This window comes from Caulobacter segnis ATCC 21756 (genome assembly GCF_000092285.1).
Lineage (GTDB): Bacteria > Pseudomonadota > Alphaproteobacteria > Caulobacterales > Caulobacteraceae > Caulobacter > Caulobacter segnis.
The window spans coordinates 342,482-364,563 of the sequence record NC_014100.1 but is presented as its reverse complement, the minus strand read 5'-3'; the positions used below and the strand labels follow the sequence as shown (position 1 = coordinate 364,563).

Below are 22,082 nucleotides of genomic sequence, written 5' to 3'. Positions count from 1 at the left end.
AAGTGGATACCGGTTCGTCGTCAGAAAATGCGTCAAACCGGAAAACAGCACGCTTTGTGGGGAAGGGCGTCGGCGTAATTCGACGGTCGGGCGGCCCGGGAAGGCTGTTCGACTGATCCGCCCTGCGGATCGCCTCCCCGCCAGCTCTTAAAGCAGCCGCTCGGCCGCCCGCGCGGCCTTCAGGAACACGCTGGGCAGGGCCGAGAGGCCCTCGCGCGGGGTCCAGACAAAGTCGCCGCCGTTCGCGCCCCCGTTTCCCGCCTTGTCAGCCGCGAAAACCCGCAGCGTCAGCGAGAAGTGCGTGAAGACGTGCTCGACCGCGCCGAAGTCGCGCCAGGCGCCGGCGATCGGCGCGGCGGCGACGGCTTCGGCGTCGTCATACGGCGTCGCCCGCCACTCGGAGGTCGGCAGGCCCAGCATCCCGCCCAGCAGCCCCTTCGGCGGCCGGCGGACCAGCGCCACGGCGTCTCCGCGCGTCAGCACATAGGCGACGCCGTGGCGGCGGGGACGATCGCCCTTCTTGGTCTTGCGCGGATAGGTCTCCGGCGCGCCGCCCTTGAAGGCCTCGCACCAGGCCGAGACAGGGCAGCGGTCGCACAGCGGCCCCTTCGGCTTGCAGACGGTCGCGCCCAGATCCATCAGCGCCTGGGCCCAGTCGCCGGGGCGCTCGTCGGTGACGAGGTCGCCGGCCAGCGCCTTCAGCTCCGGCTTGGCGTCGGGCAACGGCGTCTCGACCGCGAAGAGCCTAGACATCACCCGCTCGACATTGCCGTCGACGACGTTGGCGGCGCGATCGAAGGCGATCGCCGCCACGGCCGCGGCCGTATAGGCGCCGACGCCCGGCAGGGCGCGCAGGCCCTCTTCGGTGTCCGGGAAGACGCCGCCGTGCTGGTCGGCCACGGCGCGAGCGCAGGCCAGCAGGTTGCGGGCGCGGGCGTAGTAACCGAGCCCCGCCCAGGCGGCCATCAGGTCGCCGTCCTCCACGGCCGCCAAATCCGACACCGTCGGCCAGCGCTGGGTGAAGCTCAGGAAGTACGGCGTCGCGTGCGGCACGGTGGTCTGCTGCAGCATCACCTCCGACAGCCACACCCGGTAGGGATCGGAGCGGACGCCCGCCCGACGCTCGTCGGGCGAGACGCGCCAGGCCAGGGTTCGAGCCTGACGGTCGTACCAAGCCAGCAGGCTTGAGCGGAGGGCGGCGCGGTCAAGAGAGACGCTGGCTTTCATCGTCTCCTCGCCTACCGCGAAGAACGGTGGGCGTGCTAGTCTTCCGTCATGGCCCGCCGCCCCCTGCCCTCTCCGGAAGAAGCGATCGCGATCCTGCGCGCCAAGCGGACGAAGCCGCAGCGCCGCCCGCCCCCGCCCGCCGGCAAAAGCCTGGCGCCGCTGCTCAAGGATCTCGAGAACCGCTTTGGCCAGGGCCCGGCCGCCCTGCAGTCCCGTTGGCGCGAGATCGTCGGCGACACCCTGGCCCGCCGCACCGAGCCCGTCCGGATCATCAAGGGCCGCAACGGCGAAGGCGGCGCGCTGGAGCTTCGCGTCGATGGCCCCGTGGCCTCGCTGATCCAGCACCAGGCGCCGCAGATCACCGCCCGGCTCGACATGCTGCTGGGCAAGGGCGTGGTCACCCGTCTGCGCATCGTCCAGGGTCCGGTGAAAGCCGCCGCCGCGCCCGTCGGCCAGCGCCCGCGCCGCAAGCCGCCGCTGGACGCGGCCTTGGAGAAAGAGCTGGCCGACAGCTTGGCCGAACAGCCGGACGGCGGCCTGAAGCAGGCGCTGCTGAAGCTGGGCCGCGGGGTCCTGTCCTCGAACCGCTGAGCCCCTCCGCGCGAGCGGTCCGGGCCATTGACAAGACCCGCGTCGTCGCGCTCTTGCCCTAGTCAGCGTTGAGCCCTTTTCCCTCCCGGGCGAGAATCGGGCTTAAGTTTCCAATCGACCGCCGAAGGGCCATTTGATGCGTTCGCTGATCAGCCGAGTCACCCTTGTCGCCGCGCTCGCCGCCGGCCTCGCCAGCTGCGGTCCCAAGAGCGAGACCGTCACCGCCGACGACATGACCCAGGGCAACCCGAACGCCAAGGTCACGGTCGTCGAGTACGCCTCGGCCTCGTGCAGCCACTGCGCACAGTGGAACGAAGAGGTCTATCCGGCCTTCAAGGCCAAATATATCGACACCGGCAAGGTCAACTACGTCTATCGCGAGATCCTGACCCCGCCCAACGAGGTGGCCGCGGCCGCCTTCCTGATGGCGCGCTGCGCCGGCAAGGACAAATACTTCCAGGTGGTGGACTCGGTCTATCGCGCCCAGCACCAGATGTTCCAGACGGGCCAGTTCCGCGAGGGCCTGCTGACCGTCGCCCAGTCGGCCGGCATGAGCGAAGAGCAGTTCAACGCCTGCGTGACCGACGAAAAGGGCCTGAAAGCGCTGAACGATCGGGTCCAGAAGTACAGCAAGGAAGCCAAGATCCAGGGCACGCCCACCTTCGTCGTCAACGGCAAGAAGGTCGGCCCGGAAGAGGGCGGTGCGCGCACCCTGGCCGAGCTGGACGCGGCCATCGCGGAAGCCTCGAAGTAATGACGCTGGACCGGCGCGCGCTGATTGCTGCAGGGCTGGCGGCCTCGGGATCGGCCTGGGCGGCCCCCGCCGTCGCGCGCGCCGCGCCCCTGCCCCCCGTTCCCGGCGAGATGGTGCTGGGCTCGCCCACCGCGCCGGTGCAGCTGGTGGCCTACGCCTCGGCCAGCTGCCCGCACTGCGCCCACTGGTGGACGGAGGTGTTGCCGCAGGTCCGCAAGAGCTTCGTCGACACTGGCAAGGTGCGGTTCGTGTTCCGCGAGTTCCTGACCCCGCCGACCGAGTTCGCCGCCGCCGGGTTCATCCTGGCGCGCCGGATTCCGGGCAAGTACTTCGAGGTCCTGAGCACCGTCTTCCAACGCCAGGAGGAGATCTATCGCAGCGAAAAGCTGTGGGAGGGCCTGCAGGCGATCGGCAAGCAGTACGGGCTGACCGACGCCCAGTTCGCCGCCGCGATGAACGACCCGGCCGCGCTGAAAGGCGTCAATGACCGCTTCTTCCGGGCGCTGAACCAGGAGAACATCGAGGTGACCCCGACCTTCTTCGTCAACGGCGCGCCGATCGAGGGCGACACGGGCTTCGACGCCCTGGCGAAGGCCTTCGCCGTCGCGGCGAAGGGCTGAGATCCGGGGACCGCCTCGTGCAGTTCCAGCGCCTTCGCCTTTCGGGCTTCAAGTCCTTCGTCGAGCCGACCGAGTTCCGGATCGAGCCGGGCCTGACCGGCATCGTCGGCCCCAACGGCTGCGGCAAGTCGAACCTGCTGGAAGCCCTGCGCTGGGTGATGGGCGCCAACTCGGCCAAGGCCATGCGCGCCGGCGGCATGGACGACGTGATCTTCGCCGGCAGCGGCGCGCGCCCGCCACGCAACCACGCCGACGTCGCCCTGACCATCGACAACGCCGACCGCACGGCGCCGGCCCAGTTCAACGACGACCCGGTGCTGGAGGTCGTGCGCCGCATCGATCGCGGCTCGGGCTCGACCTACAAGATCAACGGCCGTGAGGTGCGGGCGCGCGACGTCCAGCTCCTGTTCGCCGACGCCTCGACCGGCGCCAACTCGCCCGCCCTGGTCCGCCAGGGCCAGATCAGCGAGCTGATCGGCGCCAAGCCGCAGAACCGCCGCCGCATCCTGGAAGAGGCCGCCGGGGTCTCGGGCCTGCACACCCGCCGGCACGAGGCCGAGCTGCGCCTGCGCGCGGCCGAGAGCAACCTCGCACGTCTGGACGACGTGGCCCGGGAGCTGGAGACGGCCCTGAACCGCCTCAAGCGCGAGGCCCGTCAGGCCGAGAAGTACAAGCGCCTGTCGGCCGAGATCCGCGCCGTGCAGGGCGCGGTGCTCTACACCCGCTGGACCGAGGCGCGCGACACGCTGGAGCGCACCCAGCGCGAGGCGACCGAGGCCGCGCGCCTGGTCGAGGAGACCGCCCGCGCCAGCGCCGCCGCCCAGGTGGCGATCACCGAGGCCGAGGCCGCCATGCCGCCGCTGCGGGAAGAGGCGACCATCGCCCAGGCGATCCTCGGCCAGCTAGCCATCCAGAAGGACCGCGCCGAGCGTGAGGCCGAGGCCGCCGCCGCCGAGTTCGAGCGCCTGAAGAGCGACCTGGCCCGCATCGAGGCCGACCGCGCCCGTGAACAGCAGGCCAAGGAAGACGCCGCCGCCGCCCTCGCGCGCATCGACGCCGAGCTCGAAGAGGTCCGCGCTCTGGTCGCCGCCGCGCCCGAGCGAGGCCCCGAGCTGGAGGCCGCCGCCAAGGCCGCCGAGGCGGCGCGCGCCGCCGCCGAGACTGAGGTCGAGCAGATCGCCGCCCGGGTGGCCGCCGAGGAGGCGCAGTTCCGCGCCGCCGCCGCGCGACTCTCCGAGGCCGACGCCCGCGCCAGCCGCACCAATCGCGCCCTCGACCAGGCCAAGGCCGAGCGCGCCGCCATCGGTCCCGAGGTCGATCCGGCCGCCGCCGACGCCCGCCAGCGCTTCGCCAACGCCGAGGCCGCCCTCGCCGCCGCCCGCGCGGCGCTGGAAGAGGCCGAGGCCGAGCGCGTCAAGGCCGCCGAGCAGGAGGCCCAGGCCCGCCAACTGGCCCGCAGCGTCGAGGACCAACTGGGCCGCCTGCGCACCGAGGCCCGGGGCCTGGCCCAGCTGACCGCCCCGCGCGCCAAGAGCGGCCACGCCCCCGCGCTCGACAGCGTCTCGCCCGACAAGGGCTATGGCGCGGCGCTGGCGGCGGCGCTGGGCGAGGATCTCGACGCCGCGCTCGATTCCAAGGCGCCGTCCTATTGGGGCGGAGCCCAGGTCTCGTCGCCGCTGTGGCCCGAGGGCGCTCAGCCCCTGGTCCCGCTGGTCAAGGCGCCGCCCGAACTGATCGCCCGCCTCTCGCACGTGGCCGTGGTCGCCCGCGCTGACGGCGACCGGCTGCAGAAGGAGCTCAAGCCCGGGATGCGTCTGGTGTCGATGGAAGGCGATCTCTGGCGCTGGGACGGCTTTGTCGCCCGGGCGGATGCGCCCAAGCCCGCCGCCGTGCGGCTGGAGCAGCGCACGCGCCTGGCCGAGGTCGAGGCCGAGATCGACATCCTGACCCCGCGCGCCGAGGCCACCGCCGCCGCCCTCAAGACCGCCGCCGACCGGATGCGGGCGGTCGAGGAGCTGCTGCGCGACAAGCGGCGCGGGCCGCCCGACGCCGAACGGCTGCTGAACGGCGCCCGCGAGCAGGTCGCCAAGTTCGAGCGTGAGCAGGCGCTGCGCGCCGCCCGCGCCCAGTCGCTGGACGACACCATCGCTCGCTTCGAGGCAGAGAAGGCCGAGGCCGACGCGGCCTTGGCGCAGGCGCGCGAGGCGCACGCCGCCGCCCAGACCTCGGGCGACCTGCAGCCTCGGCTCGCTCAGGCTCGCCAGGACGCCGCCAAGGCCCGCGAGGCCGCCAGCGCCGCCCGCACCGCCCTCGACGTCGAGACCCGCGAGCGCGCCGGCCGCCAGCGCCGGCTGGAGAGCCTGGAGCGCGATCGCACCGACTGGGCCAAGCGCGCCGAGACCGCCGCCAAGCGGACGGAGTCGCTGGAAGGCGACCGCGTGAAGGCCGCCGCCGCCCTGGAGGCCGCGCGCGAGGCGCCGGACGCCTTGCAGGAAAGGCTGCTCGCTTTGCTGGACGAGTTCGCGGCCGCCGAGGCCCGCCGCGCCAAGGCCAGCGACGCCTTGGAGACGGCCGAGACCAACCGCATCAACGCCGACCGCGCCGCGCGGGCCGCCGAGCAGGCCGCCAGCGAGGCCCGTGAGAAGCGGGCGGCGCTGGTCGCCCACCTGGACGGCGCCCGGCAGCGCTACGCCGAGGTCGCCACCGCGATCCGCGAGCAGGCCCGCATGGAGCCCGAGGAGCTGGGCCGCCACGTCGCCGGCGAGGCCGTGGCCGTGCCCAAGGACGCCGCCGGCGTCGAGGCCCACCTCTTCGCCCTGGAGCGCGAACGCGACGCGATCGGGCCTGTGAACCTGCGCGCCGAGGAAGAGGCCCAGGAGTACGCCGGTCGCCTGGAGATCATGCGCACCGAGCGCGCCGACCTTTCGGGCGCGGTGACCAAGCTGCGGGCCGGCATCGAGGAGCTGAACGCCGAGGGCCGCGAGCGCCTGCTGGCCGCCTTCGACGTGATCAACGCCAACTTCCAGACCCTCTTCCAGGCCCTGTTCGGCGGCGGCCAGGCCGAGCTGAAGCTGATCGAGAGCGACGATCCCCTGGAAGCCGGTCTCGAGATCTACGCCTGCCCGCCCGGCAAGCGCCTGGCCAGCATGAGCCTGATGAGCGGCGGCGAGCAGGCGCTTACCGCCAGCGCCCTGATCTTCGGCGTGTTCCTGGCCAATCCGGCTCCGATCTGCGTGCTGGACGAAGTGGACGCGCCGCTGGATGACGCCAATGTCGACCGCTACTGCAACATGCTCGACGAGATGCGCCGCCGCACCCAGACGCGCTTCATCGCCATCACCCACAACCCGGTGACCATGAGCCGGATGGACCGCCTGTTCGGCGTCACCATGGCCGAGCGCGGCGTCAGCCAGCTGGTCAGCGTGGACCTCAGCACCGCCGAGAAGCTGGTGGCGGCTTAGGGCCGAGCGCCCCCTCCGTCTCGTCGCGTATCCGCGCCGATCCACCTCCCCCGCTACGCGAGGGAGGATGAAACTTCCTCCTCACCCGTGGAACGGGGGAGGTGGCGCGATGCGAAGCATCGTGACGGAGGGGGCGCTCTCTAGAGTCCGATCGCTTGGCGAATGGGATTGGCCGGATCGGCCAGCAGCTTCACCGCCATCGCGCACGAGATCACCACCAGCAGCGGCCGGATCAGCTTCGGACCAAACCGCATCGCCAGGCGCGACCCGACCTGCGCGCCGATGAAGGCGCCGGCGGCCATGGCCAGGCCCACCGGCCAGACGACCACGCCCTTCAGCGCGAACAGGGTCAGGCTGCCGAGGTTGCTGGCGGCGTTGGCGAGCTTGGTGTGGGCGGTCGCCTTCAGCACGCCGTAGCCCAGCAAGGTGACGATCGCGACCATGTAGAAGGCCCCCGCGCCCGGCCCGAAGATGCCGTCGTAGAAGCCGACCAGCGGCGTGACGAAGCAGGCGAACGGGACCAGCGCCATGCGCGGCGTGACGTCCTCGCTCTTGAGGGCGCGCGAGAAGCCGAAATAGAGGGCGATGGCGATCAGCAGCACCGGCACGATCGCCCGCAGCACCTGCGGCGACAGCAAGCTGGCGCAAAGCGCGCCGCAGAGCCCCGCGACGGCCGCCGCGGCCGCGACCGGCCAGGCGGTCTTCCAGTCGATCAGGCCGCGCCGGGCGAAGGCGCTGGTCGACGAGATCGCGCTGACCGCGCCTTGAAGCTTGTTGGTGCCCAGCGCCTGCACGGGCGAGAGGCCCGCCAGCAGCAGGGCCGGCAGGGTCACGAGCCCGCCGCCGCCGGCGATGGCGTCCAGCGCCCCGGCGAGCGTGGCGACCACGAACAGGGTGGCGATGACGTCTATGGAAACCATGAGCGGCTCATGGTCCCGTTCGACGCATCAGGCAAAGAAAAAGGAGCCCCGAAGGACCCCTTGATCATTAGCCCAGCAGGTGCGCCCACTGGTGAGCGCGCGACTGCTTGCTGTTGGTCGTCTTGCCCAGGGCGCGCAGTTCGTCGCGCTCCTTGGCCTTCTCTTCCTTCCGCACGCGCATCTCGGCGGCTTCCAGAGCCTTGCGCTCCTTCCGCTCGGCGCGCTTGGCGGCCATCAGCTCTTCCTGGCGGGCCAGGGCTTCGAGGCGGGCCTTTTCCTTAGCTTCGGCCCGGGCGGCGCGGACGGCTTCGAGTTCGGCGGCGCGTTGTTCCTCGCGCTTGTCGAAATCGGGGTCCTGGACGGTCGGCTTGGCCTTGAACTTAGCCAGCATGGCCTTCTTGGCTTCCTGCTGGGCGGAAATACGATCGGCGAATCCGGTGTTCTTCAGGTGCGACATGAATCTTCGTGTTATTTGGAGGCGGCGGCTCTAAAGCCCAGATCGACGAAAAAATCAATGCGTCATCGAGGCTCCGGCGCTCCGTGCCTAGGGGGAGCGGCGGTGAAAGAACGCCGATTAGATAGGAACGCGTCCCCGTTCTTGAAGACCCTCGCTACGTCATCCACGACAAGAATGCGCAAGGTTTTGCCTCCCTGACGGAGGGGAAGGCGAAATCTTCAAGAATTTCGGTCACTTGCCTTGCGAAGCGGTCACCTTGACGCACCGCAGCGAGGTCTATAGGTTCCGCGCCGATCAAGCCGGCCGGAAAAGCGCTTTTTTATGGCGCGTCCTCGGCGCTTTCGGACCTGCCGCTTCCCATGCCCAAGGCCGACGAACCGAACGACAAGGCTCCGCAGAGCCTCGACGCTCGGCTCGCCGCATTTGAGGCGCGGAGGGCGGCGGAAAAGCCGGTGAAGGCCCAGTCCGAAAGAGCACAGCAAGACGGCTACCGTCTGCTGGCGGATCTGATCGGGGGTGTTTTGGTGGGTCTCGGCTTCGGCTGGCTGCTCGACCACTACGTCCACACGAGCCCCTGGGGCATGGTCGGCGGTCTGCTGATCGGCCTGGGGATCGCGATTTTCTCCATCGTCCGCAAGGCGATGAAACTGAGCGCGCAGGCGTCGGCCCCGTCTCCGGTTCCGGGGAAGGTCGACGGAGACACGGGAGACGGGCCTACCGTCCCCAAGCAGAAGAGAGACTAGGGCCGATGGCCGATCCGATGCACCAGTTCCAGATCCAGAAGATCGTGGAACTGCCCACCGTGACCGTTCCGGGCCTGGGCGCGATCGATCTTTCGATCACCAATTCCGTGGCCGCGATGATGTCGGCCGCCCTGCTGATCATCGGCTTCTACAGCCTGGCCGCACGCAAGGCCGTGGTGCCGGGCCGCCTGCAGGCGGTGGGCGAGATGCTCTACGGCCTGGTCGACGGGCTGGCGGAATCGATCATCGGCCACGACGGCAAGAAGTTCCTGCCGTTTATCTTCACGCTGTTCGCGTTCGTGCTGTTCATGAACATGCAGGGCATGTTCCTGGTCTTCACCGCGACCTCGCAGCTGGCCGTGACCCTGACCCTGGGTATGATGGTCATCCTGACCGTGGTCGCCGTCGGCTTCGCCAAGAACGGCATCAAGTTCTTCAAGCTGTTCGCCCCGTCGGGCGTGCCGTGGCCGCTGTACTTCCTGCTGGTGCCGATCGAGATCCTGTCGTTCCTGATCCGTCCGATCACCCTGGGCCTTCGTCTGTTCGGCAACATGCTGGGCGGCCACGTGGTGCTGAAGATTTTCGCCGGCTTCGTGATCGCCCTGGGCGGTCTCGGCGTGCTGGGCTGGGCCGGTTCGGCCCTGGCCCTGACCTCGGTCGTCGCCCTGACGGCCCTCGAGTTCATGGTGGCCTTCCTCCAGGCCTTCGTGTTCGCGGTGCTCGCATGCGTCTACATCAACGACGTCGTGCACCTCGACAGCCACTGATCAACCTTTAGTCTTTCAACCAATACCCTTCTCAAGGAGTCTCAATCATGGACGCTGCTGCTGCTAAGTACATCGGCGCTGGTCTGGCCATGCTCGGCATGATCGGCGCGGGCGTGGGCCTGGGCGTGATGTTCGGCAACTACTTCCAAGGCGCCCTGCGCAACCCGACGGCCGCCGCTCAAGAGCGCCCGATGCTGTTCCTGGGCATGGCCCTGACGGAAGCCCTGGGCATCTTCGCCCTGGTCATCGCCTTCCTGATCCTGTTCTCGTAATCAAGCCATCCGGGAGCGCGGCGTTTCATCGGAAACGCACGCGCTCCTTGTCTTTTGTGATCTCGCGTTCTCCCGCACGCGGCGCCGATCCTGGCCCGCCCCGGAAGACGCTCTAGCTGAGAGGCGCCTTCGCCCATGGCGACGGAACATCACGGCACGACCGAGACGACGGAAGCCCCTCAGGGCCACGAAGGCGGCGGCGGTCTTCCGCAGCTGCAATTCGAGCACTGGGGCGGCCAGATCGTCTGGCTCCTGCTCATCTTCGCCGTGCTCTACGCGGTGCTGTCCAAGGGCCTCCTGCCCCGCGTCAGCGGCGCGATCGAGGAACGCGGCGCCAAGATCGCCGGCGACATCGCCGACGCCCGTCGCCTGAAGGACGAGGCCGAGGCTCAAGCTCGCGCGGCCGCCGCCGAGGTCGCCGAGGCGCGCGCCAAGGCCCAGAAGACCGCGGCGGACGCCAAGGCCAAGGCTTCGGCCGAAGCCGCCGAGCGTCAGGCCAAGGAAGAGGCCGTCCTGGCCGAGAAGCTGGCCGCGGCCGAGGCTTCGATCCAGACCGCTCGCGACCAGGCCATGAGCCAGGTCCGCGTGGTGGCTCAGGACACCGCCGGCGCGATCGTCGAAAAGCTGACCGGCAAGGCGGCCACCGCCGCCGAGCTGAAGTCGGCCCTGGCCTAAGGGACTGAAGATGGAACACGAATCCCTGTTCAGCCTCTCGAACCCGGAATTCTGGGTTCTGGTCGCTCTGGTCGTCTTCTTCGGCCTGCTGTTCGCGCTGAAGGTCCTGCCGGGCGCGCTGTTCGGCGCGCTCGACAACTACTCGGCCAAGATCAAGGCCGAGCTCGACGAAGCCCAGCAACTGCGGGAAGAGGCCCAGGCCCTGCTCGCCGATGTGAAGGCCCAGCGCGAGGAAGCCGAGCGCCAGGCCGCCGCGATGATGGAGGCCGCCAAGGCCGACGCCAAGCGGATGGCCGAGGAAGCCAAGGAAAAGCTCGAAGAGCAGATCAAGCGCCGCGCCGAGATGGCCGAGCGCAAGATCGCCCAGGCCGAGGCGCAAGCCGCCGCCGACGTGAAGGCCGCCGCGGTGGATCTCGCCGCCCAGGCCGCCGAGACCGTGCTGGCCGCCCGCCTCGCCGGCGCCAAGACCGACCCGCTGGCGGACGCCGCCATCGGCCAGATGGGCGCCAAGCTGCAATAGCGGCGCGCGACATCGGGTAGACAAAAAGAAGGGCGCGGATCGCAAGGTCCGCGCCTTTTTTTACCTTCAAGTCTTTCTGACCAACGACCTCAAGCCCTCCCGCATCTCCACAAGCACGGCCGCGACGCTCGGGTCTTCGCCAATCCACCGCTGGTAGGCTGTCACATTCGGAAAGCTGTCGATCAGATCGACGCCCAGTCTCTGGCCTGTGACCTCAGCGGCGAACAACACTGGCGCCAGGGTGCAGTCGGCCAAGGTCAGTTCCCGGCCTTCATCGTCGAGAAGCCCTTCCAGCACCTCAAGTCCATCGAGTAGCTGCTGAACCACCGTCCGCCCCTCGCGGGCCTCGTGCGGCCCGCCTAAGGCGCTCATCGGCGGCATAAGATAGAGGTCGGCATGGCGAGCCAGGATACGGACCTTGGCGCGCGCGAGAGGCTCGCGCGGCAGCAACGGCTTCCGAGGGAACATCTCCTCCAGGAGCTCCAGGATGACGGCGGACTCGCCGACGGCCTCTCCATCGTCAAGGATCAGAACGGGTAAGCGTCCGGTCGGACTGATCCCTCGAAACCGTCGATCGGTCGACCAACCCTCAGGCGGCGCGACGATCTCGACATCCAGGTCCTTGGCGCGGATCGCGATACGGACACGCGCGGCGAACGGCGAGACAGGAAGACTTATCAACTGCATGGCGAGCGCAATGATGGGCCACGCCCAACAGGACGTAAATCGCCGCTACGCCGCCTTCGCCATCTTCCGCTCGACATAGCGCCTCACGCGCTTGCGGGTCTTCTTCAGCAGGCGCCAGCGGGCCTTGCGGAGAACCAGCTTCTCGGTGCGGAGCATCTGCTGCCAGACGACCAGCAGCACCTCGGGCTCCCGGCGCATCAGGCGGCGGATCGGGAAGACCAGCTTGGGGTGGCGGCGCTGCCAGCGGATGAAGGTCTTCCGCGCCGCGAACGAGTAGCGCAGAACGATCATCAGGCCGATGACCAGCAGCGGCAGGCCGACGTGCCCAGGCAGCGGCGTGAGCACGGCGCCGGCCAGGATCACCAGGGCGCCGAAACCGATGGCGATCCACCGGAAGGCGCGTGCGGCCGACTCACGCAACAGCAAGGCCAACCGCGCGCGGCGGCGGACACGATGCTTGATGTCAATCGTCGCGGCGGTAGGGATCACCGGCCGTTGCGCCTCGCGGCCCTACGCTTCAACGACTTGCGCCAGCGCATGGCGATCCGCCACTTGCGCGGCACGATCAGGCGTTCGACGCGCAGGGCCTGCTGCCAGGCCACCAGCACGACCTCGGGCTCGCGGCGCAGCAGGCGACGCAGCGGGAAGATCAGCTTGGGGTGGGCGTGCTGGAAGCGGACGAACTGCTTGCGCGCCTTGAACGAGTTGCGCAGGACCAGCATCAGGCCGACGACCGTCAGCGGCAGGCCCATGGGCCCCGGCAGCGGCGCGATGACGATACCGCCGATAACCAGCAACACGCCCAGGCTGACGAGAATGACGCGCAGGAATCGCGAGATGAGCTCACGGGCGAGATCATCGGCGGTGCGTCGGGCGCGCGGCATGGCGAGGGCGAGGACAGTCATGGGAGGACAACGAGCTTGCGCGCCGCATGCTCCCTGGAAAACCCAGCCAACCCCGACGTGCCCCTCCGATATGTGGAGCGATGAGGGCGCCGTAAAGGCGCCCTCTGGTCGCAAGGGGGTATGGAAAATGCTATTCAGCCGCTAGTGGCGCCGCGGCCACAGGTTTCCACCTCAACCGGGGCTTGCGGGCCGCCTGGGTCTCATCCAGGCGCCGCAGCGGCGCATGGAACGGCGCCCCCTTGAAGCGTTCGGCGTCGCCCGCCTTGGCCGCGCCGGCCAGAGCCCGGAGGGCGCCGATGAAGCGATCCAGCTCCTGGCGGCTCTCGGTCTCGGTCGGCTCGATCAGCATCGCGCCGTGGACGACCAGCGGGAAGTACATGGTCATCGGGTGGAAGCCCTCGTCGATCATCGCCTTGGCGAAGTCGAGCGTGGTCACCCCGGTGCCTTCCAGCCAGCTGTCGTCGAACAAGGCCTCGTGCATGCACGGGCCGTCCGGGAAGGCCGGGCTCATCACGTCCTTCAGACGCGCCTTGATATAGTTGGCGTTCAGCACCGCGTCCTCGGCCGCTTGCTTCAGCCCATCAGCGCCATGGCTGAGCATGTAGGCGTAGGCGCGGACATACATGCCCATCTGGCCATGGAAGGCGCTCATGCGGCCGAAGGCGGTCTTGGCCCCCTCCTCGCCGGCGTGCTCGACCAGGTCGAAGCCGTCGCCGTCGTGGACCAGCCAGGGCGTCGGCGCGAACGGGGCCAGGGCCTCGCTCAGCACCACCGGACCCGCGCCCGGACCACCGCCGCCGTGCGGCGTCGAGAAGGTCTTGTGCAGGTTGATGTGCATGGCGTCGACGCCCAGATCGCCCGGCCGAACCCGGCCGACGATGGCGTTGAAGTTGGCGCCGTCGCAGTAGAAGTAGGCCCCGGCCGCGTGGGTCAGGCGGGCGATCTCGACGACGTCGCGCTCGAACAGGCCGCAGGTGTTGGGGTTGGTGACCATGATGGCGGCCACGTGGTCGCCGAGCTTGGACTCCAGGTCCGCCAGATCGACGCGGCCGTCCTCGGTCTGGGCGATCTCGACGACGGTGTAGCCGACGAAGGCCGCCGTGGCCGGGTTGGTGCCGTGGGCGCTGGTCGGGGCCAGGACCGTCTTGCGGTGGCCGTTGCCGGCCGCCTCGTGGGCGGCGCGGATGGCCAGGAGGCCGCACAGCTCGCCATGGGCGCCGGCCTTGGGCGACAGGGCTACGGCGGGCATGCCGGTCAGGGTCTTCAGCCAGTGGGCCAGGCGGTCCATCAGCTGCAGGGCGCCCTGCACGGTCGAGGTCGGCTGCAGCGGGTGGATGTCCGAGAAGCCCGGCAGGCGCGCCATCTTCTCGTTCAGGCGCGGGTTGTGCTTCATCGTGCACGAGCCCAGCGGATACAGCGCCAGGTCGATGGCGTGGTTCTTCTGGGACAGGCGCACGTAGTGGCGGACGGTTTCCGGCTCCGACAGGCCCGGCAGGCCGATCGGCTCCGACCGCAGCAGGCCCGCCAGGTCGTCCGACGGCGCGGCGGCTTCCGGCAGGTCGACGCCGGTCTTGTTCCAGCCGTCCAGTTCAAAGATCAGGGCCTCGTCCTGCAGCAGGCCGCGGCCTCCCGTCAGGGTCTCATGGCCGGCGGGGGCGTCATTCGCGGCTTCGGGGCGCGTGGGGCGGCCGACGTTGTTCATGCTCATTGGCCCACCACCTTGGTCAGAAGCTTGGTCAGGAAAGTGATGTCGATATCCAGCGTCGTCTCGGTCGCGGCGACCAGCAGGACATCGTCCAGGCCCGCCTCGGCGTCGAGGCGCGAGAACGGCACGCCGGCCAGCACGCCGTGGCTGGCGAGGGTCTCGACCAGCTCGGCCGCCTTGCCCGGCACGCGGACGGCGAACTCGTTGAAGAAGCGGGGGGTGAGGATCTCAAAGCCCGGCACGGCCGCCAGGGCGTCGCGCAGGGCGCGGGCCTTCTGGTGGTTCAGCGCCGCCAGCTTGCGCAGGCCCGTCTCGCCCAGCAGGCTCATGTGGATCGAGAAGGCCAGGGCGCACAGGCCGCTGTTGGTGCAGATGTTCGAGGTGGCCTTGTCGCGGCGGATATGCTGCTCGCGGGTCGAGAGCGTCAGCACGAAGCCGCGCTTGCCGTCGGCGTCGACGGTCTCGCCGCACAGGCGGCCCGGCATCTGGCGGACGAACTTTTCCTTGCAGGCGAAGAGGCCGACATAGGGGCCGCCGAAGTTCAGGCCGTTGCCGATCGACTGGCCCTCGGCCACGGCGATGTCGGCGCCCATCTCGCCAGGCGACTTCAGCAGGCCGTACGACACCGCCTCGGTCGTGACCACGATCAGCAGCGCGCCGGCGGCGTGGGCCGCCTCGGCGATCTTGGTCACGTCGGTGACCGTGCCGAACACGTTCGGGGTCTGGACGACGACGCAGGCGGTGTCGGCGTCGATCGCGGCGATCACCGCGTCCTCGGCGTCGATCGCCGGCGCCATCTTCTGCGTCGCGACGCCGGCGGCGTGGGCCAGGGTCTCGATGGTCTCGACGTAGTGCGGGTGCACGCCGCCCGACATCACCGCCTTGTTCCGGCGGGTGACGCGCTGGGCCATCATCACGGCCTCGGCCGCGCCGGTCGAACCGTCGTAGAGCGAGGCGTTGGCCACCTCCATGCCGGTCAGGGCCGCGACCTGGGTCTGGAACTCGAACAGCACCTGCAGCGTGCCTTGGGCGATTTCCGGCTGGTAGGGCGTGTAGCTGGTCAGGAACTCCGACCGCTGGATGATGTGGTCGACGGTGGCCGGCACGTGGTGGCGATAGGCGCCGGCGCCGCAGAAGAACGGCCCTTCGCCCGCCGCGCGGTTGCGCTTGGCCAAGGCGGCCATCTCCCGCTCGACTTCCAGTTCGCCGACATGGTGCGGCAGGTCGACCGGCTTATCGCGGCGGGCCGAGGCCGGCACGTCCACGAACAGGTCGTCGATCGACTTCACGCCGATCACGCCGAGCATCTCGACGCGGTCTTCGGGGGTCAGGGGGAGATAGCGCATGTTTCTGTCCTGCTCCCTTCCCCTTGATGGGGAAGGGTGGGGATGGGGTGGTTAGGGCGGTGGGGTCGCCCCCAACCCTGCCCTTCCCCCATCAAGGGGGAAGGGGTCTTGGTTACAGCGTGGCCAGGAACGCTTCGTACGCGTCGCGGTCCATCAGGGCGTCGACCTCGGCCGGGTTGGCGAGCTTGATCTTGGCGAACCAGCCGCCGCTTTCCGGCAGGGCGTTGACGGTTTCCGGCGCGTCCGAGAGCTCGGTGTTGCCCTCGATCACCTCGCCCGACACCGGGGCGTAGACGTCCGAGGCGGCCTTGACGCTCTCGACGACGGCCAGGCCATCGCCCTGCTTCACGGTCTTGCCGGCTTCGGGAACCTCGACGAACACCACGTCGCCCAGCTGCTCGGCGGCGTAGGCGGTGATGCCGACGGTGGCGACGTCGCCCTGAACGACGACCCATTCGTGATCTTTGGTGAAGCGCATCTCAATCGGCCCTTGGATTAAAGTTTGCGGACGTAACGGTTGGGAACGAACGGGCTGGCGACCACCTCGGCGGCGGCGGCCTTGCCGCGAACGATGACCTTCAACTTCGTCCCGATCGCGGCGTAGGCCGGCGGAGCGAAGCCGATGGCGATGGGGTAGCCCAGGCTGGGGGCGAAGCCGCCGCTGGTGACCTTGCCGATCACGGCGCCGGCCTCGTCGGCGATCTCGGCGCCTTCGCGGGCCGGAGCGCCTTCCAGCACCTTCAGGTTCACCCGGACGCGCGTGAGGTCGCCGGCCAGCTCCCTGGCGATACGGTCGGCGCCCAGATAGTCGCCGGCCTCGCGGCGCGACTTGCCGACGGCGAAGTTCAGGCCGGCCTCGATCGGCGAGACGGTCTCGTCCAGGTCGTGGCCATAGAGCGGCAGGCCCGCTTCCAGGCGCAGGCTGTCGCGGGCGCCCAGGCCGATCGGCTTGACCCGCTCGTCGGCCAGAAGCGTGTTCCAGACGCGTTCGGCCGCATCGGCCGGGACCGAGATCTCGTAGCCGTCCTCGCCGGTGTAGCCCGAGCGCGAGACGATCGCGTCGACGCCGAAGGCGGTGACGGCCTTGGCGTCCATGAACACCATCTGGGCGGATTCGGGGACGTGGGCGGCCAGGACCGCCGCGGCTTCCGGACCTTGCAGCGCCAGCAGCGCGCGGTCCTCGAGGCGCGTCACCGTGGCCTCGCCGGCCAGCTCGCGGGCGATGATGGCGTAATCGTTGTCCTTGCAGGCGCCGTTGACGACGACGAACAGGCCGTCCTCGTCCGGCCGCGCGGTCATCAGGTCGTCGATGACGCCGCCGTCGGCGTTCAGCAGCACGCCGTAGCGCTGCTTGCCGGGCTTGAGGCCCTGGTAGTCGGCCGAGACGACCTTCTCGAAGCTCTTGGCCGGGTTCTCGCCGCGAATGCGGGCCTGGCCCATGTGCGAGACGTCGAACAAGCCGGCGTGCTCGCGGGTCCAGAGGTGCTCTTTCAGCACCCCGTCCTTGTACTGCACCGGCATGGAATAGCCCGCGAACGGCACCATGCGCGCGCCAGCGGCGACGTGAGCCTCGTACAGAGGGGTCTTCTTGAGATCTTCGGACACGCGCTGGGCTCCTAACGAGGTCGGCGACAGGACCGGCTCTCGCCGGTTGGTCGCGCCCCCGCTGTCCCTTGGACCTGAGAGATTCCGGGACGCGCGGTCCCTTGCTCCTTCGGCGAGCCGCCCTTTCGGGAAGCCTCTTTCCAGCGTTCCTAAACTCGCGCGGTCCTTTTGCCTGAGCGTTTCCGGGGCGGTTGCGCCTTCGGCCTCGGGAGCGAATCCCGATGTCTCCCGCGAGGGTCATCGGCTCAATGCGGGAGGGGTCGGCCGGAGTCAAGCGCGCCCCGCTCGCCCGCCGGACGCAGCGTGCGTTTTCCTCGTCTCAGGCGACTGGGACATCAGGCCGCAGCCAAAACTTTCCACGCGTTAACGATCGACAGCCAAGCTTGCCGCGCTTTCACAGCAGGACTTTCCATGACGATCCGCATCCGCGACGCCCTCAACATCTTTGCCGGCTGCCTGCTGCTGGGCTTTGTCCTGGCCACGGCGACGGCGGTGTTCTCGCTGATGGAGCTGCGCGTCGGCGGGCCGCTGTCGAAGAAGCAATCCGAAGCCTACGAGCTGCTGGCCGACATCTTCCCGCCGCCGCTGTACCTCGTGGAGTCGATGCTGATCGTCCACCACGGCGCCGAGGACACGGGCCAGGCCGACGCCACGCTGAAGGCGCTCGGCAGCCTTCACCGGGATTACAATGCGCGGCGCGCCTACTGGAAAGGGCTCGATCTGCCGGAAGACATGCGCGCGGCGCTCGACGCTTCGGACGCGGAAGTGCAGGCGTTCTGGAAAGTGGTCGACGACGAATACGCTCCGGCTTTGAAATCCGGCGACGTCATCGGGGTCAACACGACGATCGCCAAGGTCGAACCGATCTACGCCCGCCACCGCAAGATCGTCGATCAGTTGGCCCTGCTGGCCCACGAGGGCGCGGAGGCCCAAGCGCGTAAAGTCGAGAAGGCCACCTGGTTCGTCATGGCCCTGCTGGCCGCGGTCAGCCTGGCGATGCTGGCCATCGTCGTGGTCGGCGCCGGGGCGCTGCGCCGGTTCGTGGCCTCGCCGCTGTCGAAGATCACCGACTACATGGGCCGCCTGGCGACGGGCGACTACAGCCAGGAGGTGCCGCTACAGGCGCGTCCGGACGAGATCGGCGACATGGCGCGGTCGATCGCGAGCTTCCGGACCGCCGCTCTGGAACGCCAAGCCGCGACGAAGGCGCAGCTGGAGCATGAGGAGGAGGCCCGCGCCCAAAGCGCCGAGGAAGCCCGCGCCGAGGAGCGCGCCCTGCGCCAACGTGTGGCCGACAGCCTGGGCGAAGGCCTGCGCCGCTTGGCCGCCGGCGACCTGTCGGCGCGTCTGGCGACGCCCTTCCCCGAGGATTTCGAGGGCCTGCGGCGCGACTTCAACAGCTCGATGGAGACGCTGGAGCACGCCATCCGCCAGGTGCTGGTGACCACCGGCGCGGTCGACAGCGGATCGCGCGAGATCTCGACCGCGTCCGACGACCTGGCGCACCGCACCGAGCAGCAGGCCGCCAGCCTGGAAGAGACCGCCGCGGCGCTCGACCAGGTGACCGCCACCATCCGCAAGACCGCCGAGAACGCCGCCCAGGCTCAGGAAGCGGCGTCGGTGAGCCGCAAGCTCGTCGGCCAGTCCAGCGCCGTGGCGAACGAGGCGATGACGGCCATGGAGCGGATCGACGTTTCGTCCCAGAAGATCGGCCAGATCATCACCGTGATCGACGAGATCGCCTTCCAGACCAACCTCCTGGCGCTGAACGCCGGGGTCGAGGCCGCCCGCGCCGGCGAGGCGGGTCGCGGCTTCGCGGTCGTGGCTCAGGAAGTGCGGGCGCTGGCCCAGCGCTCGGCCGACGCCGCCAAGGAGATCAAGACCCTGGTCACCGACGCGTCCGACAGCGTGCAGAGCGGCGTGGGCCTGGTGGTGCGGGTCGGCGAGGAGCTCGGCAATGTCGTCGATCACTTCGGCCGCATCGAGGACCTGATCAACGACATCGCCTCGGCGGCTCGCCAGCAGGCGACCGGCCTGGCCGAGGTCAACAGCGCCGTCGGCCAGATGGATCAGGTCACCCAGCAGAACGCGGCCATGGTCGAGGAGACCACCGCCGCCAGCCACACCCTGACCCGCGAGGCTGGGGAGCTGGGCGCCCTGCTCAAGCGCTTTCAGGTCGGGGAGGAGGCGGGCCCGGCCAAGACGATCCAGCGCAGCCGCCCGGGTCAGGAAGCCCAGGCGGCGTAACGCCGATTACATGCGCTCCGGCGCTTCAACGCCCAGCAGATCCAGGGCGAGCTCCAGCTGGCGCAGGGTCGTCTCCGCCAACGCCAGACGCGAAGCCCGCAGGGCGTCGGTGTCCGCGCTCATGATTGGGCAGGCGGCGTAGAACTTCGAGAACGACTGGGCCAGCCTGTAGGCGTGCTCGGCGACAAAGTTCGGAGCCTTCTTGTCATAGGCTTCCTGCAGGGCGCCCTCGAAGGCGTCCAGCAGCATGGCCAGATCCCGCTCGGCCTGCTCGCCGATCACGATCTCGCCCGCCGTCGCGCCGGCCTCGGCGGCCTTGCGCAACACGCTCTTGATGCGCACCGACTGGTACAGCAGGTACGGCCCGGTCTTGCCCTCGAAGCTGGTGAAGCGGTCGAGGTCGAAGACGTAGGACGTGCCGCGGAAGTTCTGCAGGTCGGCGAACTTCAGGGCCGCGACGCCGACCTTGTGGGCCGTGTCTTCGAACTGTTCTTCGGACAGCTCGGCGCCGAGGCCGGCTTCGCGCAGGCGCTCGCGCGCCTTTTCGCGGGCCATCTCGATCAGGTCGTGCAGCTTCAGGACGCCGCCGGCGCGGGTCTTGAACGGCTTGCCGTCCGTCCCGTTCATGGTGCCAAAGCCGATGTGCTCCAGCGAGCCTTCATCGGCGTAGCCGGCCAGGTAGGCGGCGCGGAACACCGTCTCGAAGTGCAGCGCCTGGCGCTGGTCGACACAGTAGAGGATCAGGTGCGGGTCGAACGACTGGCGGCGATCCAGGATCGTGGCCAGGTCGGTCGTGCCGTACATCGCCGAGCCTTCGGACGACACCACCAGCAGCGGCGGCACGTCCTGCTTGTCGTCCTCGCGGGCGACGCGGACGATGCGGGCGCCTTGGTCTTCGACCAGCAGGCCCTTGGCCTCCAGTTGGCCGACCATCGGCTCGATCAGGTCGTTGACGTCGCTCTCGCCCTTCCAGAGATCGAAGTCGACGCCCAGGGCGTGGAACTCTCGCTCCAGGGCCACGCGGCTGACCTTGACGAAGTGGCTCCACAGCACGCGGTAGCCGTAGCGGCCGTTCTGCAGTTCGGCGGTGGCCTTGCGGGCCCGCTCCTTGAACGCGGCGTCTTCCTTCTGGCGCAGCGACGCGGCCGGATAGATCCGGTCGAGGTCGGCCAGGGCGATGCGGGTGTCGAGCTCGGCGTTCAGCGCGGCCTCGTCGGCCGGATCAGCGCCAGCGGCGGTGTCGGGCAGCTTTTCGACCAGGGCCCGGATCGCGGCGTCCTCGTCCAGGATCGCGCTGATCAGCAGGCCCATCTGGAAGCCCCAGTCGCCGAAGTGGGCGTCGCCCAGCACCTCGTCGCCGCGGAAGCGGTACAGACGCTTGATCGACTCGCCGATGATCGAGGCGCGCAGGTGGCCCACGTGCATCGGCTTGGCGACGTTGGGGCCGGCGTAGTCGATCAGCACGCGGCGCGGGGCGTCCAGCACCTGGGCGCCGGTCCGGGCGTCGGCGGCGATCTCTCGCGCGCGGACCGAGAGCGCCTCGTCGCTGACCCGCAGGTTGATGAAGCCGGCGCCGGCGATCTCGACCGAGGAGAGGCGCGGATCGGCCTTCAGGATCTCGACCACCTGGGTGGCGATCTCGCGCGGATTGCGCTTGGCGCTCTTGGCCGCCGCGAGGGCGCCGTTGCACTGGAAATCAGCCAGGTCGGGACGGTCGGAGGCGGTGACGCGTCCGAACTCGGGAGGAAGTCCGGCGGCCTGGAACGCGGCCGAAGCCGCCTCGCTCAGGGACCGCTTCAAATCGTTCATTGCTTGGTGGAAGTCCCTGGTTGAACCTGACCGGCCTGGACGCGGAAGCGCTTGCCGTCACGGTTGAAGGCCGCCATTTCCGGCGTCACATCGAAGCCGATCAGGACCTCGAAATTGCCGCCGCTGACCTTGGCGTCGGCGCGCGGGATCGTGATCTGCTCGAGAGTCTCGGTGGTGTAGACGCGATCCTGGCCGGACGGGAACGTCACGGGCAGGTCGAAATATTCCTTGGCGATCACGGCCTGGTTCCGCTCGGTCACCGCCACCCAGTAGCGGTAGACGTGCTTGTCGCCCACGGCCTGCGGGCCCTTGCCCAATTGGAACAGCGCCTCGACGCGGATCTTGATCGGCTCGTCGCCCTTGTAGGCGCAGCCCGAGGCCAGGCTCTGGATCTCGCCGGTGAAGCCCGCCTGACCGGCCGACTCCTTGCCGTCCTTGAACTCGACATAGCGGCTGGCGTCGTAGAGGACCTTCACGAAGGGACACGGACCGGCGTTGCGCAGCTGCTGCAGCGGCGCCTTGGGCTGGTTCCACTCTTCGTCGCGCTTCCTCTTCTTGGCGCCGTCGTCTTCGCCCCCGCCCTGATCGCCGCGCGATTGAGCGTAAGCGGCCGTCGCCGTGGTCGCGGCGATCGAGACGGCCATCAGGGCGCTGAGGGCGAGCGTGAAGGTGCGGCGCATGAAACGTCCGGTGCAAAGAAGACAGAGCCAAGCGGAGCCACAAAGCCCCTTCGGCGTCATGCAGCCTGATAAAGGCATATGCGTGACGTCG

22 protein-coding genes and 1 riboswitch are annotated in these 22,082 nt (G+C 69.3%); of the genes, 10 read left to right on the top strand and 12 right to left on the bottom strand.

Annotated elements, in window-relative coordinates; genetic code table 11:
• Positions 1 to 147 precede the first annotated feature (147 nt).
• Positions 148 to 1,227 (bottom strand): A/G-specific adenine glycosylase, encoded by a 1,080-nt coding sequence (mutY, locus tag CSEG_RS01805; protein WP_013077544.1) that lies wholly within the window; start codon positions 1,225 to 1,227, stop codon positions 148 to 150.
• Between the two features lie 48 nt (positions 1,228 to 1,275).
• On the opposite strand from mutY, the gene CSEG_RS01800 reads away from it, so the two are divergent.
• The 4 genes from CSEG_RS01800 to smc all read left to right on the top strand — a co-directional run bounded on the left by CSEG_RS01800 (position 1,276) and on the right by smc (position 6,653).
• Positions 1,276 to 1,818 (top strand): DUF721 domain-containing protein, encoded by a 543-nt coding sequence (locus tag CSEG_RS01800; RefSeq protein ID WP_013077543.1) that lies wholly within the window; start codon positions 1,276 to 1,278, stop codon positions 1,816 to 1,818.
• Between the two features lie 136 nt (positions 1,819 to 1,954).
• Entirely contained in the window at positions 1,955 to 2,572 is a 618-nt protein-coding gene (locus CSEG_RS01795) for a DsbA family protein (RefSeq protein ID WP_013077542.1), read from the top strand.
• Positions 2,572 to 3,192, top strand: a complete 621-nt coding sequence (locus CSEG_RS01790) for a thioredoxin domain-containing protein (protein WP_013077541.1) — start codon at positions 2,572 to 2,574, stop codon at positions 3,190 to 3,192. Before CSEG_RS01795 ends, CSEG_RS01790 begins: the two co-directional genes overlap by 1 nt.
• Before the next feature lie 17 nt (positions 3,193 to 3,209).
• On the top strand, positions 3,210 to 6,653 hold the full coding sequence (smc, locus tag CSEG_RS01785) for a chromosome segregation protein SMC (RefSeq protein WP_013077540.1): 3,444 nt from the start codon (positions 3,210 to 3,212) through the stop codon (positions 6,651 to 6,653).
• Between the two features lie 140 nt (positions 6,654 to 6,793).
• On the opposite strand, the gene CSEG_RS01780 is transcribed toward smc, so the two are convergent.
• On the bottom strand, positions 6,794 to 7,573 hold the full coding sequence (locus tag CSEG_RS01780; RefSeq protein ID WP_013077539.1) for a TSUP family transporter: 780 nt from the start codon (positions 7,571 to 7,573) through the stop codon (positions 6,794 to 6,796).
• A 67-nt stretch (positions 7,574 to 7,640) separates the two neighbouring features.
• Positions 7,641 to 8,030, bottom strand: a complete 390-nt coding sequence (locus CSEG_RS01775) for a DUF6481 family protein (protein ID WP_013077538.1) — start codon at positions 8,028 to 8,030, stop codon at positions 7,641 to 7,643.
• Positions 8,031 to 8,389: 359 nt separating this feature from the next.
• On the opposite strand from CSEG_RS01775, the gene CSEG_RS01770 reads away from it, so the two are divergent.
• The 5 genes from CSEG_RS01770 to CSEG_RS01750 all read left to right on the top strand — a co-directional run bounded on the left by CSEG_RS01770 (position 8,390) and on the right by CSEG_RS01750 (position 11,007).
• Positions 8,390 to 8,773, top strand: coding sequence for an AtpZ/AtpI family protein (locus tag CSEG_RS01770; protein ID WP_013077537.1), 384 nt, complete (start codon positions 8,390 to 8,392; stop codon positions 8,771 to 8,773).
• A 5-nt stretch (positions 8,774 to 8,778) separates the two neighbouring features.
• Positions 8,779 to 9,540, top strand: coding sequence for a F0F1 ATP synthase subunit A (locus tag CSEG_RS01765; protein WP_013077536.1), 762 nt, complete (start codon positions 8,779 to 8,781; stop codon positions 9,538 to 9,540).
• A gap of 47 nt (positions 9,541 to 9,587) precedes the next feature.
• Complete coding sequence (locus CSEG_RS01760; protein ID WP_004615714.1) at positions 9,588 to 9,812, top strand: F0F1 ATP synthase subunit C; 225 nt, start codon at positions 9,588 to 9,590, stop codon at positions 9,810 to 9,812.
• Positions 9,813 to 9,947: 135 nt separating this feature from the next.
• On the top strand, positions 9,948 to 10,487 hold the full coding sequence (locus CSEG_RS01755) for a F0F1 ATP synthase subunit B family protein (RefSeq protein WP_013077535.1): 540 nt from the start codon (positions 9,948 to 9,950) through the stop codon (positions 10,485 to 10,487).
• A gap of 10 nt (positions 10,488 to 10,497) precedes the next feature.
• Entirely contained in the window at positions 10,498 to 11,007 is a 510-nt protein-coding gene (locus CSEG_RS01750; RefSeq protein ID WP_013077534.1) for a F0F1 ATP synthase subunit B, read from the top strand.
• A gap of 66 nt (positions 11,008 to 11,073) precedes the next feature.
• On the opposite strand, the gene CSEG_RS21405 is transcribed toward CSEG_RS01750, so the two are convergent.
• From CSEG_RS21405 to gcvT, 7 genes are all read right to left on the bottom strand, one after another.
• Complete coding sequence (locus CSEG_RS21405) at positions 11,074 to 11,694, bottom strand: glutathione S-transferase family protein (protein ID WP_013077533.1); 621 nt, start codon at positions 11,692 to 11,694, stop codon at positions 11,074 to 11,076.
• Positions 11,695 to 11,739: 45 nt separating this feature from the next.
• Complete coding sequence (locus CSEG_RS01740; protein WP_013077532.1) at positions 11,740 to 12,183, bottom strand: hypothetical protein; 444 nt, start codon at positions 12,181 to 12,183, stop codon at positions 11,740 to 11,742.
• Positions 12,180 to 12,599, bottom strand: a complete 420-nt coding sequence (locus CSEG_RS01735) for a hypothetical protein (RefSeq protein WP_013077531.1) — start codon at positions 12,597 to 12,599, stop codon at positions 12,180 to 12,182. The genes CSEG_RS01740 and CSEG_RS01735 overlap by 4 nt, the downstream gene beginning before the upstream one ends.
• A gap of 130 nt (positions 12,600 to 12,729) precedes the next feature.
• Positions 12,730 to 14,307, bottom strand: coding sequence for an aminomethyl-transferring glycine dehydrogenase subunit GcvPB (gene gcvPB, locus CSEG_RS01730; protein ID WP_013077530.1), 1,578 nt, complete (start codon positions 14,305 to 14,307; stop codon positions 12,730 to 12,732).
• Positions 14,304 to 15,650, bottom strand: a complete 1,347-nt coding sequence (gene gcvPA, locus CSEG_RS01725; protein ID WP_013077529.1) for an aminomethyl-transferring glycine dehydrogenase subunit GcvPA — start codon at positions 15,648 to 15,650, stop codon at positions 14,304 to 14,306. The genes gcvPB and gcvPA overlap by 4 nt, the downstream gene beginning before the upstream one ends.
• Before the next feature lie 112 nt (positions 15,651 to 15,762).
• On the bottom strand, positions 15,763 to 16,128 hold the full coding sequence (gene gcvH / locus CSEG_RS01720) for a glycine cleavage system protein GcvH (protein WP_013077528.1): 366 nt from the start codon (positions 16,126 to 16,128) through the stop codon (positions 15,763 to 15,765).
• A gap of 17 nt (positions 16,129 to 16,145) precedes the next feature.
• Positions 16,146 to 17,255 (bottom strand): glycine cleavage system aminomethyltransferase GcvT, encoded by a 1,110-nt coding sequence (gene gcvT / locus CSEG_RS01715; protein ID WP_013077527.1) that lies wholly within the window; start codon positions 17,253 to 17,255, stop codon positions 16,146 to 16,148.
• A gap of 150 nt (positions 17,256 to 17,405) precedes the next feature.
• A riboswitch (glycine riboswitch) is annotated at positions 17,406 to 17,496 on the bottom strand.
• A 170-nt stretch (positions 17,497 to 17,666) separates the two neighbouring features.
• Between gcvT and CSEG_RS01710 the strand changes: the two genes are divergently transcribed.
• Positions 17,667 to 19,502 (top strand): methyl-accepting chemotaxis protein, encoded by a 1,836-nt coding sequence (locus CSEG_RS01710; protein ID WP_013077526.1) that lies wholly within the window; start codon positions 17,667 to 17,669, stop codon positions 19,500 to 19,502.
• A gap of 6 nt (positions 19,503 to 19,508) precedes the next feature.
• Here CSEG_RS01710 and argS read toward each other — a convergent pair whose 3' ends face one another.
• Both argS and CSEG_RS21780 read right to left on the bottom strand, forming a co-directional pair.
• Positions 19,509 to 21,311 (bottom strand): arginine--tRNA ligase, encoded by a 1,803-nt coding sequence (gene argS, locus CSEG_RS01705; protein ID WP_013077525.1) that lies wholly within the window; start codon positions 21,309 to 21,311, stop codon positions 19,509 to 19,511.
• Positions 21,308 to 21,991 (bottom strand): hypothetical protein, encoded by a 684-nt coding sequence (locus CSEG_RS21780; RefSeq protein WP_013077524.1) that lies wholly within the window; start codon positions 21,989 to 21,991, stop codon positions 21,308 to 21,310. Before CSEG_RS21780 ends, argS begins: the two co-directional genes overlap by 4 nt.
• Between the last annotated feature and the right edge of the window lie 91 nt (positions 21,992 to 22,082).

Excerpts from the sequence above, each read along its gene's own strand:
- mutY (WP_013077544.1), bottom strand. The coding sequence starts at position 1,227 with ATGAAAGCCAGCGTCTCTCTTGACCGCGCCGCCCTCCGCTCAAGCCTG.
- CSEG_RS01800 (WP_013077543.1), top strand. The coding sequence starts at position 1,276 with ATGGCCCGCCGCCCCCTGCCCTCTCCGGAAGAAGCGATCGCGATCCTG.
- CSEG_RS01795 (WP_013077542.1), top strand. The coding sequence starts at position 1,955 with ATGCGTTCGCTGATCAGCCGAGTCACCCTTGTCGCCGCGCTCGCCGCC.
- CSEG_RS01790 (WP_013077541.1), top strand. The coding sequence starts at position 2,572 with ATGACGCTGGACCGGCGCGCGCTGATTGCTGCAGGGCTGGCGGCCTCG.
- CSEG_RS01780 (WP_013077539.1), bottom strand. The coding sequence starts at position 7,573 with ATGGTTTCCATAGACGTCATCGCCACCCTGTTCGTGGTCGCCACGCTC.
- CSEG_RS01775 (WP_013077538.1), bottom strand. The coding sequence starts at position 8,030 with ATGTCGCACCTGAAGAACACCGGATTCGCCGATCGTATTTCCGCCCAG.
- CSEG_RS01770 (WP_013077537.1), top strand. The coding sequence starts at position 8,390 with ATGCCCAAGGCCGACGAACCGAACGACAAGGCTCCGCAGAGCCTCGAC.
- CSEG_RS01765 (WP_013077536.1), top strand. The coding sequence starts at position 8,779 with ATGGCCGATCCGATGCACCAGTTCCAGATCCAGAAGATCGTGGAACTG.
- CSEG_RS01760 (WP_004615714.1), top strand. The coding sequence starts at position 9,588 with ATGGACGCTGCTGCTGCTAAGTACATCGGCGCTGGTCTGGCCATGCTC.
- CSEG_RS01755 (WP_013077535.1), top strand. The coding sequence starts at position 9,948 with ATGGCGACGGAACATCACGGCACGACCGAGACGACGGAAGCCCCTCAG.
- CSEG_RS01750 (WP_013077534.1), top strand. The coding sequence starts at position 10,498 with ATGGAACACGAATCCCTGTTCAGCCTCTCGAACCCGGAATTCTGGGTT.
- CSEG_RS21405 (WP_013077533.1), bottom strand. The coding sequence starts at position 11,694 with ATGCAGTTGATAAGTCTTCCTGTCTCGCCGTTCGCCGCGCGTGTCCGT.
- CSEG_RS01735 (WP_013077531.1), bottom strand. The coding sequence starts at position 12,599 with ATGACTGTCCTCGCCCTCGCCATGCCGCGCGCCCGACGCACCGCCGAT.
- gcvPB (WP_013077530.1), bottom strand. The coding sequence starts at position 14,307 with ATGAGCATGAACAACGTCGGCCGCCCCACGCGCCCCGAAGCCGCGAAT.
- gcvPA (WP_013077529.1), bottom strand. The coding sequence starts at position 15,650 with ATGCGCTATCTCCCCCTGACCCCCGAAGACCGCGTCGAGATGCTCGGC.
- gcvH (WP_013077528.1), bottom strand. The coding sequence starts at position 16,128 with ATGCGCTTCACCAAAGATCACGAATGGGTCGTCGTTCAGGGCGACGTC.
- CSEG_RS01710 (WP_013077526.1), top strand. The coding sequence starts at position 17,667 with ATGACGATCCGCATCCGCGACGCCCTCAACATCTTTGCCGGCTGCCTG.
- argS (WP_013077525.1), bottom strand. The coding sequence starts at position 21,311 with ATGAACGATTTGAAGCGGTCCCTGAGCGAGGCGGCTTCGGCCGCGTTC.
- CSEG_RS21780 (WP_013077524.1), bottom strand. The coding sequence starts at position 21,991 with ATGCGCCGCACCTTCACGCTCGCCCTCAGCGCCCTGATGGCCGTCTCG.